Annotated in this window: 12 protein-coding genes; 5 read left to right on the top strand and 7 right to left on the bottom strand. The window is 54.2% G+C overall.

Features of this window, described 5'->3' with window-relative positions:
* Positions 1-98 precede the first annotated feature (98 nt).
* Positions 99-392, top strand: a complete 294-nt coding sequence (locus tag H7K52_RS04575) for a hypothetical protein (RefSeq protein ID WP_003850246.1) — start codon at positions 99-101, stop codon at positions 390-392.
* A 55-nt stretch (positions 393-447) separates the two neighbouring features.
* Here the strand turns inward: H7K52_RS04575 and H7K52_RS04580 are convergent, their stop codons facing one another.
* Positions 448-1704 (bottom strand): mechanosensitive ion channel family protein, encoded by a 1257-nt coding sequence (locus H7K52_RS04580; protein WP_003850244.1) that lies wholly within the window; start codon positions 1702-1704, stop codon positions 448-450.
* Positions 1705-1926: 222 nt separating this feature from the next.
* Here H7K52_RS04580 and H7K52_RS04585 point away from each other — a divergent pair, with 222 nt between their 5' ends.
* The gene (locus H7K52_RS04585) at positions 1927-3585 is read left to right on the top strand and encodes a methyl-accepting chemotaxis protein (RefSeq protein WP_003850242.1); all 1659 of its coding nucleotides are present in this window, start codon (positions 1927-1929) and stop codon (positions 3583-3585) included.
* Positions 3586-3682: 97 nt separating this feature from the next.
* On the opposite strand, the gene katE is transcribed toward H7K52_RS04585, so the two are convergent.
* Complete coding sequence (gene katE / locus H7K52_RS04590; RefSeq protein ID WP_003848945.1) at positions 3683-5947, bottom strand: catalase HPII; 2265 nt, start codon at positions 5945-5947, stop codon at positions 3683-3685.
* A gap of 392 nt (positions 5948-6339) precedes the next feature.
* On the opposite strand from katE, the gene zinT reads away from it, so the two are divergent.
* Entirely contained in the window at positions 6340-6990 is a 651-nt protein-coding gene (zinT, locus tag H7K52_RS04595) for a metal-binding protein ZinT (protein ID WP_143756070.1), read from the top strand.
* A gap of 66 nt (positions 6991-7056) precedes the next feature.
* Here the strand turns inward: zinT and H7K52_RS04600 are convergent, their stop codons facing one another.
* Complete coding sequence (locus tag H7K52_RS04600; protein ID WP_008926210.1) at positions 7057-7422, bottom strand: MmcQ/YjbR family DNA-binding protein; 366 nt, start codon at positions 7420-7422, stop codon at positions 7057-7059.
* Between the two features lie 102 nt (positions 7423-7524).
* On the opposite strand from H7K52_RS04600, the gene H7K52_RS04605 reads away from it, so the two are divergent.
* On the top strand, positions 7525-8535 hold the full coding sequence (locus H7K52_RS04605) for an apurinic/apyrimidinic endonuclease family protein (protein WP_182629763.1): 1011 nt from the start codon (positions 7525-7527) through the stop codon (positions 8533-8535).
* Here the strand turns inward: H7K52_RS04605 and H7K52_RS04610 are convergent.
* The 3 genes from H7K52_RS04610 to H7K52_RS04620 form a co-directional block, all read right to left on the bottom strand.
* The gene (locus H7K52_RS04610) at positions 8528-9391 is read right to left on the bottom strand and encodes a glucose 1-dehydrogenase (RefSeq protein WP_140033483.1); all 864 of its coding nucleotides are present in this window, start codon (positions 9389-9391) and stop codon (positions 8528-8530) included. The genes H7K52_RS04605 and H7K52_RS04610 overlap by 8 nt on opposite strands.
* Positions 9392-9453: 62 nt before the next feature.
* The gene (locus tag H7K52_RS04615) at positions 9454-10302 is read right to left on the bottom strand and encodes a manganese catalase family protein (protein WP_003848955.1); all 849 of its coding nucleotides are present in this window, start codon (positions 10300-10302) and stop codon (positions 9454-9456) included.
* A gap of 279 nt (positions 10303-10581) precedes the next feature.
* The gene (locus H7K52_RS04620; RefSeq protein ID WP_223296455.1) at positions 10582-10776 is read right to left on the bottom strand and encodes a biofilm development regulator YmgB/AriR family protein; all 195 of its coding nucleotides are present in this window, start codon (positions 10774-10776) and stop codon (positions 10582-10584) included.
* A 607-nt stretch (positions 10777-11383) separates the two neighbouring features.
* Here H7K52_RS04620 and H7K52_RS04625 point away from each other — a divergent pair.
* Positions 11384-11608 (top strand): hypothetical protein, encoded by a 225-nt coding sequence (locus H7K52_RS04625; protein ID WP_003848959.1) that lies wholly within the window; start codon positions 11384-11386, stop codon positions 11606-11608.
* A gap of 107 nt (positions 11609-11715) precedes the next feature.
* Here H7K52_RS04625 and H7K52_RS04630 read toward each other — a convergent pair whose 3' ends face one another.
* Positions 11716-11967 (bottom strand): hypothetical protein, encoded by a 252-nt coding sequence (locus tag H7K52_RS04630; RefSeq protein ID WP_003848961.1) that lies wholly within the window; start codon positions 11965-11967, stop codon positions 11716-11718.
* Between the last annotated feature and the right edge of the window lie 69 nt (positions 11968-12036).

Here is a 12036-nt window from a genome sequence, read left to right on the forward strand (position 1 = left end):
AACCCTGCCGGATAGCGAGGATTCGCTATAAGCTTAAGCGCGATCGCGCAGGTCGTACTGGATGACCTGCGGCGCTGAACACTTCAAAAGGATGTTACGTGAGGAAACGCGTTCTGTTAGCCACGCTTTTACTGCTCGCCGCCTGTTCTAATCGGGTCGGACATCGGCTGGACAACAGTAATCTGCAGCAGATTCATGCCGGTCAGACCACCAAAGCTCAGTTGATTGCGCTGTTTGGTCAGCCTGACAGTGAAACGCCTTACCCGGACGGGCAGAGGCTGCTGAAATGGACCTACAGCGAGGCGCGCACCCTGAACACCACCGAGGGGCAGACGCTGACCGTGCAGATGAAAAATGACAAAGTGCTGAACTATGCGCTCAGCAAGAGCTAAGGCTTAGCTAAGTTTACTACGGCGGTGGCAGGAGATTGCCACCGCGCATCATCGGTTACTGTATGCCGCTCTGCTGCGCATCCCGGCTCTCGGGCCGTGGCTGAGCCAGTCGGGCGAAATCGGAACCTGCCGGATGCTGGTAGATTTGCAGTTCAAACACGCGGGCTATTGCATAGATATACTCAAAAATCGCCGCCTGGGTATTTTCATAATCCGCCCAGAAAATCGATGAGGTGAAGCAGTAGATCTCCACCGGCAGCCCATCCGGCGACGGCTTCAGCGGCCGTACCACGATATACATCTCTTTCATAATGTCATCGCGTTGGGCCAGCCAGGCAGACAGGTATTTGCGGAACACCATCAGATTGGTGATGCCGTTCTCCATAAACCAGCGTTCGCCGACGGCATTGATATCGCGTCCATCCAGCAGTTCAGTGATCGTTTCACCTGCAAGGCGGATCTGGCTCATCGATTGCAGCATCTCCTGATTCACAAAGGTGATCGACTTCTGATCCAGATGAAAGCTGCGCATGATGCGGCGCGCACCCGACGAGAACATCGCCTGCCAGTTGGTGTAGGTTTCGGTCAGGAAGTTCTTGGTCGGAATACGTGAAATAGTGTTATCCCAGTTGCGGATGGTGATGGTATGCAGCGCAATGTCGATCACCTCACCGCTGATGTTTCTGTCCGGCATCTCAATCCAGTCGCCCAGTTGCAGGACATCGTTGGAGGAGAGCTGAATGTTCGCCACCAGCGACAGGAGCGTATGCTGGAAGATCAGCATCAACACCGCGGCAACCGCACCCAGCGAGGAGATAATAATGGCAGGTGACTTATTGGACATAATCGCCAGAATCATGATTGCGGCGATGATATGCACCAGGATTTTGCCAATCTGGATATAGCCCTTGATCGAGTGATTCTTGCGCTTGGATTTGCGCGTATAGGAGTTGTTAACAATCTCCAGCACTTCGTTGAAGAAGATCGACAGATAGACAAAAAACAGGATGCCGCAGATGGTCTGAATCGCCACTTTCAGGTTTTCAGGCAGGCCTGGCATAAATTGCAGAAAGTTGTAGACCACAATTACCGGCACAAAATTTGACAGCTTCTGAGAGAGGCGAATGTCCTTATCCAGTGGCACACCCTTTTTATGGCTGCTGAAAAAGACCTTCCTGATCACTTTGACGATGAAGAATTTGCAGATCAGGTGAGTGACCAGCCCGGCCACGATCAGCAGCAACAGGCTAAAGCTGATCGACAGCACTCTGTTTCCCTCTATAAAACTCATCAGACTCTGAATGTAATGCATGTTAACCACGTGCGAAAAAGTAAGGGGCGAATTCAACCACAGCACAGGGTCGGTTGTTAAGCGTCAAATGCGTTCAGGCAGAGCCGCAACTTTATTCTGTCCTGAGCGGCGCGCTGGCTGCGCCCGGCAGGTGGCGTCTTGTTAACTTCTTTGTTCGCAGACTCAGATAAATCTCAAGCCAGCCGATAACCACTCTAACTTCTCTGATATGAGCCTGCAGACATGCTTAAAAATCTTAAAATAACCCACGGTATTCTGGCGGTGCTTGCCGTCTTTATTACGTTACTGACCCTGACCGGATTTCTGTTTTACAACGGCGTCTCAAACGCCGACAAAAACTTCGTGGCAGCAGAACAGCTGACCCTGCAGCAGCAGCACCTGAGCGATGCGGTGAAAACCCTGATTAAAACCCGCGTTACCATCAACCGCGTCGCTATCCGTTTCCTGAAAAACCAGCAGGATCCTAAATCACTGGCCGCCATCGCCACGCTGCTGGAGCAGGCGGGCCAGTCTGCGGACAGAGCCGATGCCGACTTTAAAGCCTGGCAGGCGATGCCACGCAAAGAGGGGCAGAGCGAAGCGCAGTCGGCGCAGGTTCAGACCGCCTATCAGCAGATGCATGAGACCATGCTGGCCTCAATTACCTTTTTAAAGCAGGGTAATTACGCGGCCTATGGCAACCTCGAAGCACAGGCGGCGCAGGACCAGCTCGACAGTGCCTATGAGGCCTGGCGTGCGGTGAACATCCAGCTGATGAAAGATACTTCAGAACATAACCAGCGTAGTCTGACAGATGCGCTCTGGGCGCTGCTGACGATTAGCCTGATCACTGGCGTGATTGGCGTGGCGGTCTGGATGGGACTGCAAAAATTGCTGATTAGTCCGCTGGCCAGGCTGACAGGGCATATGCGCACCATTTCGGCAGGTGATTTAACCTCTGATATTCAGCACGAAGGCCGCAATGAGATGGGCCTGCTGATTCAGGAACTGCAACAGATGCGCGATGCGCTGGTGGTGACCATTACTTCGGTCGATGACGCGACCCGCTCTATTTTTACCGGTGCCGCGGAAATTTCTGCTGGCAGCACCGATCTCTCTTCCCGTACTGAACAGCAGGCTGCTGCACTGGAACAGACCGCCGCCAGCATGGAGCAGCTCACCTCAACGGTGAAGCTCAACGCAGACAATGCGCAGCAGGCGACAACGGTGTCGAAAGAGGCGTCAGCCACCGCCCTGCAGGGCGGCGAAACCGTTGCCCGCGTTATCGCCAACATGGATCAGATCAGCGAAAGCTCGAATCAGATCGCCGGTATTATCGCCATTATCGACAGCATCGCCTTCCAGACCAATATTCTGGCGCTGAACGCTGCGGTTGAAGCCGCGCGTGCCGGTGAGCAGGGGCGTGGATTCGCCGTTGTCGCAGGTGAAGTACGCTCGCTGGCCGGACGCAGCGCCAGTGCCGCGCAGGAGATTCGTGGATTGATTGACCGCTCAGCCGAGCGCATTAAAACCGGTGCCGGTCACGCTTCCCAGGCGGGCATCGCCATGGAGAGCATCGTGAAGTCGGTGAGCCGGGTGACGCAGCTGATCGAAGAGATCGCTGCCTCCTCCACTGAACAGACCCGCGGCATTGAGCAGGTCTGCATTGCGGTTTCTGAGATGGATGGTGTAACGCAGCAGAACGCCGCGCTGGTGGAGGAGTCTGCGACTGCTGCTGCCTCACTGGAAGAGCAGGCGAGCTACCTGCGTAAAACGGTATCGGTCTTTAAAACCGGCAGCATGCACGCCGCGTTCTCCGCCGCACCGGTTGCGAAGGCGATTGCCGTGCCCAAACGTCAGCCTGTCGCCGTGACAGACAATGAGAACTGGCAGACTTTCTGATAACGGAATATCTGACGGATCACTGCGCACGCGGCCGTGCTACAGTTTCAGCATAAAAAAACCGCCCCCAGGGGCGGTTTTTTATTCACTTAACGCATCAGGCAGGAACGGACTGTGCCTTCTGGCTGCGTGACCAGACGCGGTGCGCTTTCATCGCCTGCGTAAAATCAGACATCAGTGCGTCCTCCGCCGCGTCGCCCTGCACAATGCCTTCTTCCTGATCGGCATCTTCCAGACCGAACTGCGCTTTAAAGCGACGCGCGTCGCCCACCAGACCAATCACCTTGAGGTGTTTGTAGGCTTCCAGCAGGAAGTAGCGGGCATCGCCGCTTAACAGCAGGGCATCAATATTACCATTCGGCACCATCACCGCATCAAAAGTCAGAGACGGCAGGCCGGCAAAGGTGGCATCGATCGGCAGCACAGAACCGTCATCCGCGCGCACCTGGCCCATATGCGGCGCCAGCAGTTTTGTGTGCACACCTTCCGCTTTCAGCGCCTGCAGAATCGCCAGCACATCCGCCGCCTTCACACCATCGCTCAACAGCAGCGCCACCTGACGGCCTTTAATCTCACCATCCGGGATAGCGTAGAGGCTCAGGCTGTCATCTTTCGTCAGGCCATTCACCGCCGCAGGAGGCTGGATATTGCGCTGCTCATCGGTCAGGGCGAGGCCCAGATTATCCGCTACGCCCTGTGCCAGTTTAGTATCGATACGCGCCAGAAGATCCACCACGCGCTCACGGATGTAGGCACGGCCCACTTTACTCAGTTCAAATGAGTAGGCACCAATGATGTGCTGCTGTTCGACTTCTGTCTGGCTGTTCCAGAACAGGCGCGGCTGGGAATAATATTCACCAAATGAAGGGCTGCGCTCGCGCACTTTGTGGCCCTCAACCCGCTCCTGATAGCTCTCGAAACCGCCGCCTTTCGCAGCCGGTGGCGTTTCGCGCGGCCAGTTGTCGTTGATCGAGTTCGGCTCGTAGTTCGCCGGGTTGGTGTCGATGTCCTGACGATGCATGCCCTGACGCTGGAAGTTATGGTACGGGCAGGTCGGACGGTTAATCGGGATCTCATGGAAGTTCGGTCCGCCCAGACGACTGATCTGCGTGTCGGTATAGGAGAACAGACGGCCCTGCAGCAGTGGATCGTTGGAGAAATCCAGGCCCGGCACGATATGGCCCGGGTGGAACGCCACCTGCTCGGTTTCCGCAAAGAAGTTATCCGGGTTACGGTTCAGCACCATCTTGCCGACAATTTCCACCGGCACCAGCGCTTCCGGGATCAGCTTGGTGGCATCCAGAATATCGAAGTCGAATTTGAATTCATCCTCTTCCGGGATTAGCTGCAGACCCAGTTCATATTCCGGGAAATCACCGGCTTCAATCGCTTCCCACAGATCGCGGCGATGGAAGTCGGGATCGCGACCGGTCAGTTTCTGCGACTCATCCCACAGCAGCGAAGCTTTACCGGCCACCGGCTTCCAGTGGAAGCGGACAAAGGTCGCTTTGCCTTCGGCGTTGATCAGGCGGAAGGTGTGAATACCAAAACCTTCCATGGTGCGATAGCTGCGCGGAATACCCCGGTCAGACATCGCCCAGATGACGTTGTGCATGGTTTCCGGCTGAAGAGAGACGTAATCCCAGAAGGTGTCATGAGCACTCTGACCCTGCGGGATTTCATTGTGCGGTTCCGGCTTAACGGCGTGCACAAAGTCAGGGAATTTATGGGCATCCTGAATAAAGAACACCGGCGTGTTGTTACCGACCAGATCAAAGACACCCTCTTCGGTGTAGAACTTGGCGGCGAAACCGCGGATATCACGCACGGTATCCGCAGAGCCAGCGCCACCCTGAACCGTGGAGAAACGCACGAATACCGGCGTGGTCTGCTCGGGGTCGCTCAGGAACTGCGCTTTGGTCAGATCTTTCAGTGAGCGGTAAGGCTGAAAATAGCCGTGTGCGGCAGAACCACGGGCGTGAACGATACGCTCCGGGATACGCTCATGGTCAAAATGCGTGATTTTCTCACGCAGTATAAAGTCTTCCAGCAGCGTCGGACCTCGCGAACCCGCGAGCAATGAGCTTTGGTCATTGGCGATGCGCGTGCCCTGGTTCGTGGTGAGGGCCTGATGGGTGCCGTTTTTACGGCTGGCTTCAAGCTGGTCAAGTTTGGCGCTGTGTGTCTGCGGCGCTTTCAGACTGCCCGGGGCGGTGGGCTGTTTGCCTGGCGGGGTCGGTTCGGCTGGGGGCTGATGCGAACCATCTTTCGGTGCCAGCGATCCCAGACCCGGTTCTGATGATTCCGGACCGGTGGTGGGGGCGTGTTCGCTCAGGGGTTTCTTCTCTGTTTCTTTCGACATGAATCTATGCTCCAGCTGTTATTTTACTTTCGACGACACTAAATATAGAACAACCTGAACAATACTGAGGGTAAACCGGCCATTTAACCGCTGTCACTGTCCCTTTTTTGTCCGGCAGAAAAACCACGCTTACGTCTGAATGTCTGTTATCGCTTCGCTTATCCACGCCTTGTGCCGTCTGGCTTAGCGGCGTGTCAGCCCGCACCCGCTATGCTGGCTACCTGCTTTGTAACCCTGTCAGATTCGCCTCTCGCCGGACTGCGTGATATTCCGCGAGAGGGTGAAAATCTATAAATAAAATTAATAGGGAGAGGTGTCATTCCTGATTGAGTTTAGAAATGTTATATCATAACATTTCATTTCATTTTGTAATGTTGACTGAGGATCAGGCTTTGACGAATCATGCAGGTAAATGGATGGGAATCATGGGCGCGCTGCTCATCAGCCAGCAGGCGCTGGCACATAGCACGCATACACATGGCAAACCGCTATCAGTAATGGAGCAGAAAGCAGCCGAAGGGGTTTTTGCTGACAGCGACGTGAAAGATCGCCCACTCTCTGACTGGGACGGGCTGTGGCAGTCAGTTTATCCGCTGCTGCAAAGCGGCGAGCTGGATCCGGTCTGGCAGAAGAAAGCGCAGCAGGACAAGAGCAAAACGGCAGAGGAGATTAAAGCTTATTATCGCAAAGGCTACGCCACCGACGTCGATACTATCGGTATTGAAAACGGGGTAATGGAGTTCCATGTCGGTGATCGAGTCAGCGCCTGCCACTATCGCTATGCAGGCCACAAAATCCTGACCTATACCTCAGGTAAAAAAGGGGTGCGTTACCTGTTTGAGTGTCAGGACGCCAGCAGCAACGCCCCGAAATATGTGCAGTTCAGCGATCATACCATCGGCCCACGCAAGTCTGCTCACTTCCACATCTTTATGGGTAATCAGTCTCAGCAGACGTTGCTGGCTGAAATGGACAACTGGCCAACTTATTACCCTTACCAGATGACAAATCCACAGGTCGTGGAAGAGATGCTGCACCATTAAGTGAAGGGCCGGGATCGGATGGCCCGCTGATGACAGCGGGGTTTCTGTGACGCGCTGTCACTGCCTTTATCCCACCCAGGCCGGACGGCGTGAGGCGGGGATGCCGCGCACCACTCGCTGATACGACTCTTCAACCAGTTGCTGAATCAGGCCGGGTGAGAGGCCGTCACCCGGATACACCGTGATCCAGTGACGTTTATTCATATGATAACCGGCGGTGATCGAGGGATAGATCACCCTGTGCAGCTCTGCCTGCTGCGGTTCACACTTCAGGGTGATAATCGGCACGCCCCGCAGTTCCGTCAGCAGTAAAAACACTTTTCCACACACTTTATAAACCTGATGTTCCGGCCCGAAGGGATAGCCTGATTCGGCGGCGGGCAGCCGTTCAGCCGCGTCGATAGCGGTGCGCTGGATCTCGTGACCCTGCATAGTGATTCTCCCTGTCATGGTTAACCCCGATCTCTGTGGCCCGCGACTGGCTGGTCGCCAGAGGCCTGTTACACTTCTGATAAGCATAAATCAGGAGCAGACATGAAATTAGGTTTTGCATGTAAGTATCTCAATAGCGACGGTAAACAGTTTTTCCCGTTTCGCGCCACCACCCGTAAACGATTTCTGAGTTTACCTCAGGCTGAACGTCATCAGCTGATTCATGAGATTACCGTTACTAACCTTAATAATCTCTACCTGACACTGGAGCATCTGGCTACGTTACCGGCGCCACTCAGAATGATGCGCATCGGCAGCGACCTGCTGCCGCTCTATACGGTTCCCGAAGCCACGCCGCTCTTTGCGGAATTTCTGCCTGAGCTTTATCCACTCTTTGCCCGCAGTGGCGAGCTGGCGCGGACGCATCAAATCCGGCTCTCATTCCATCCGGGACAATATACGGTGCTGGCTTCCGATAATCCGGATGTGGTGACGCGCGCACTGGAAGATGTGGAGTATCACGCGCTTTGCGCCTGTCTCATGGGCTACGGTAAGACCTTCCAGGATTTTAAAATCAACATTCATATGAATGGCAGGGCGGGATTCGACGGTTTTAAACGCGCGTTTACTCAGCTCAGCCCGGAAGCGCGGCGGATGCTGACGGTTGAAAATGATGAGATTTCCTGCTCGCTGGATGATGTGCTGCAGGCGGCACCCCTCTGTCCGGTGGTGCTGGATATTCACCATCACTGGGTAAAAGAGAGTGAGTTTATTCAGCCGGATGACGCGCGTGTTGCCAGCGTCATTGACTCATGGCGGGGTGTGCGGCCGGTGCTGCACTATTCGATTTCTCAGGAGGGAATTATTCCGGAGGAGGGCTGGCCCGATCAGCAGCAGCTGGGTGTGAGCAAAAGCAAACTGCGGGCGCACTCCGACTACTTCTTTAATCCGACGCTGAATGCGTGGGCACTGTCGTTCCAGGATTTCGATATCATGTGCGAAGTGAAAATGAAGAATCTGGCGCGGGAACCGCTTTATCAGTGGGGGATCGCGCAGAAACTGATAGGAAATTCCCTGGCCGAAGAGACCAGGGAAGCGGCGAACGTTAAATAATAGCCACGCCGCCCGTAACGGCGATAGTCGCGCCGGAAATGTAGCTGGCTTCGTCACTGGCCAGCATCACGTAGGTGGGTGCCAGCTCAGCAGGTTGACCGGCACGCTGCAGCGGCACTTCACTGCCAAAGTTTTTCACCTGTTCAACCGGCATGGTCGAGGGGATTAGCGGTGTCCAGATAGGACCGGGCGCGACCACATTAGCTCGTATACCTTTCTCTGCCAGCAGGGCAGCCATGCCTCCGGAGAAGTTAATAATGGCGGCTTTAGTCGCGGAGTAGGCGAGCAGCTTCGGTTTCGGCTGGTCGGCATTGATCGAGGCGGTGTTGATGATCGATCCGCCCGCTGGCATGTGCTTTGTGGCCGCTTTAGTGATGTAGAACATCGCGTAAAGATTCGTTTTCATGGTGCGATCAAACTCGTCGTCGCTGATCTCCTCCAGCGACTCGCGTGTCATCTGATATGCCGCATTATTGACCACAATGTTAATCTCACCAAAGGCTTCAACGGCTTTATCAACCAGCGCATTACAGTGTGAGGCATCGGTGATGTCGCCTGGCACCAGCAGCGCTTTCTGACCGGCGGCCTCGACAAGCCGGGCGGTGTCCTGCGCATCCTCATGCTCATCAAGATAAGAGATCAGCACATCGGCACCTTCCCGGGCAAAGGCAATGGCCACGGCCCGGCCAATGCCAGAATCCCCGCCGGTAATAATCGCTTTTTTACCCGCCAGACGGCCGGAACCCTGATAGCTCTCTTCGCCGTGATCGGGCTGTGGCTGCATCGCGGCAGTACTGCCTGGCCACGTCTGCTGCTGCGCGGCAAAAGGGGGGAGTGGACGCTGAGTGGATGACATGACTTTTCCTCCGTAAAAAGGGATCAACCCTGTCAGGGCATTGGACCCTGACAGGCGAGGGATTAAGGTTTTGGTGGTGTGACGCCATCGATCTGTTCTGACTGTGCACCGGAACCGGGACGGGCATTGCCGAGTATCGGTTCATCACCCAGAATATCGGGCTGCTGTTTCGCGCTGAACTGACCATGACCATCGTAAGCTGGACCACTGCTCCAGCGACCTTCCGGCAGCGGTTTATCCAGCGAGGTATTCAGGCAGTAGTAAGCGTGCTCCTGCGCTTCATGTTCCTGCGGGAAGCTGTTGGGGATCGGCAGCGACGCGTTCAATCCGCCCATCTCTTCGATCACCGCCAGCCACTGCTGCTGGTGCATGGTGTCACGGGCAATCAGGAAGGAGAGGAAATCCTTCATGCCTTTGTCTTCGGTCATGTTGTAGAGGCGGGTCGCCAGAACACGACCGGTGGCTTCTGCGGTGACATTAGCCAGCATATCGGCGGCCACGTTGCCGGACGCGTAGATGTGGCTCATGTCGAACGGCATGCCGTTGGCGTTTACCGGCATCGCGGCCAGACCGGAAGAGAGAATATGGCGTGGGTTCATGCCGCCCAGAATGGCATTAACCACCGGGTCTTTGGCTGATGCTTCCTGGTAAGAGAGCGGTGCGCCTTCAAGGTTCAGCGCCACAGCGTAGCCCAGCATTTCGATATGACTCAGCTCTTCGGTGGCGGTGGAGATCAGCAGATCCCGAATCCGCGCATCACCTCGCGCGCCCATCGCCTGGAAAAAGTATTGCATCGCTACACGAATCTCACCTTCGACGCCGCCGATGGCTTGCTGTAACAGCATGGCAAACTCTGGGTCGGGCTTCTCTACACGAACCGGGAATTGAAGTTTTGATGAATGATGAAACATAGCTATTTTCCTCGCCTGTGTTTGCAGTAGATGCAGGAAAAGCCTGGACACAGATATCGGATAAATAAAGCGAAACGAGAGCAATTAATCGGAATTTACGGTAAAAAAAGCGGGGAAATAGGTCATTTTCGGAGCTATATCTGGTACGACAGGACAGGCAATATCAACGATGAGAAAGTGACATATGACTCAGTGCAGAAGAGATAAAAAAGCCCCCATTAAAAGGGGCTGATTCAGTACGGGAAAGCATCCTCACTTCCGCTATAGCTGTTTAACAATTCAGCTTTCACTGGTGGCCGTTGCACGTTGCAAAACGTGTTCCAGAGCCTGACGGTAAATATCCTGCTTAACTACGTCACGCTCGCTCTCCAGGCGATGAATCAGGCCCAGCACAATGTCTTTATCTGAGACATGGGCTTTTGAATGGGCGAGTTCAGCGTGAACCGCAGCGATAACCTGTTTTTCTGTCGTCATCGCGGCGCCAGAGTTCATAAAGTAATCAGAAATCTGAGACTCTGTATTCATTGTTGTTTGCATGTCAGGCCTCATAAAGAATTGGGGAGTGTGCGTCGGTTGATAGCCGGTTGCCGGCTGACGCAAAAAAATTGCATCTGAAGGTGGAAATCCACAACACCTTCAGATGCGGTGCAAAGCACCTCGTTACAAGTGATTTAACATCACGAGATAAAGTTATACAGCAATTTAAAAGTTGTACAAGAAACTTTGACAGAATATTTCATTTTTTTAGCCTGGTATAAGCCGTGGTAAAGTGCGCTGAATGCGATTTTTTTATTTAATTAAACTAATACAATAAGTTATGAGTTTTTTTGTCAGGCGGGTTTTTTTGAGGCGGCCGTTTCTGCGTTTTTTACCCGGATTGTCTGACGGGGTGAAAACGGTTTTTCAGGAGAATTTTAGCAAAAGCTGTACAGCTTTTTACACCACAAATGGAGAGCAGTGTCAGAGTGCGGTGGCAGGCTGCTGCAATCTTGTGCTTCTGACGGCACAGGCTGCATAATTCACTTCCCACGCCTGATGCAGAAAGCTAAGGTGGCCTCTTATTCATCACAAGGAAATGATCATGGTTCACGACTATTTCGCGATTCCGCCTGCGGGCGTGACTCAGGAACAACATAAACGTTCAGTTGCTGTGGCGGCCGCGCTGTCAGTGGCAAAGGAGTCCGTCAGCGCTTCTACGTCGGCAACCGGCTCAAAAACCTCCTGGGACCTGCAGGCTGTGGCGAATGAAATTGGTAATCTGGCCGATGCGATTCAGGATGCGCTGGAGAGTGACAGCCAGCCTTAATCTCTGACCGCTTCGCCTGAAACGGCTGCTGAAGCAGGCCGATCAGGGAAGGGCAGCGTTCAGGAGCCGATAACGTGGTCGGCAAGCGAACGTTGCCCAACGTTTGCTTATTCCATTGCGGGCGGTTCATATTTAATATATTCACGCAGGGCATCATGGATGGCCTGATTATTACCTTCCTCCAGACCGCGTTCGGCATATTCTTTCGCCAGCGCCGCCAGTACATCGTCAAACTTCCCTTTGTAATTGAGATTATTCAGTGCAATTTGCTGACCGAGTATCGCTTTTAATACCGTCGTCTCAACGGTTAACTGTGCGACTGCCTCTTCCAGATGTTTGATGCGATCGTCGTCTGCCATAACCCCTCCATGCTTTAAAAAGGCAGAATAACCAGCCCGCGCTAAATATTCAAACCTCACTCCATGCCA

This window comes from Pantoea hericii, from assembly GCF_014155795.1.
In the GTDB taxonomy this organism is placed as follows: Bacteria; Pseudomonadota; Gammaproteobacteria; order Enterobacterales; family Enterobacteriaceae; genus Pantoea; species Pantoea eucalypti.

Excerpts from the sequence above, each read along its gene's own strand:
- H7K52_RS04580 (WP_003850244.1), bottom strand. The coding sequence starts at position 1,704 with ATGCATTACATTCAGAGTCTGATGAGTTTTATAGAGGGAAACAGAGTG.
- H7K52_RS04585 (WP_003850242.1), top strand. The coding sequence starts at position 1,927 with ATGCTTAAAAATCTTAAAATAACCCACGGTATTCTGGCGGTGCTTGCC.
- katE (WP_003848945.1), bottom strand. The coding sequence starts at position 5,947 with ATGTCGAAAGAAACAGAGAAGAAACCCCTGAGCGAACACGCCCCCACC.
- H7K52_RS04600 (WP_008926210.1), bottom strand. The coding sequence starts at position 7,422 with ATGCAGGGTCACGAGATCCAGCGCACCGCTATCGACGCGGCTGAACGG.
- H7K52_RS04605 (WP_182629763.1), top strand. The coding sequence starts at position 7,525 with ATGAAATTAGGTTTTGCATGTAAGTATCTCAATAGCGACGGTAAACAG.
- H7K52_RS04610 (WP_140033483.1), bottom strand. The coding sequence starts at position 9,391 with ATGTCATCCACTCAGCGTCCACTCCCCCCTTTTGCCGCGCAGCAGCAG.
- H7K52_RS04615 (WP_003848955.1), bottom strand. The coding sequence starts at position 10,302 with ATGTTTCATCATTCATCAAAACTTCAATTCCCGGTTCGTGTAGAGAAG.
- H7K52_RS04620 (WP_223296455.1), bottom strand. The coding sequence starts at position 10,776 with ATGACGACAGAAAAACAGGTTATCGCTGCGGTTCACGCTGAACTCGCC.
- H7K52_RS04625 (WP_003848959.1), top strand. The coding sequence starts at position 11,384 with ATGGTTCACGACTATTTCGCGATTCCGCCTGCGGGCGTGACTCAGGAA.
- H7K52_RS04630 (WP_003848961.1), bottom strand. The coding sequence starts at position 11,967 with ATGGCAGACGACGATCGCATCAAACATCTGGAAGAGGCAGTCGCACAG.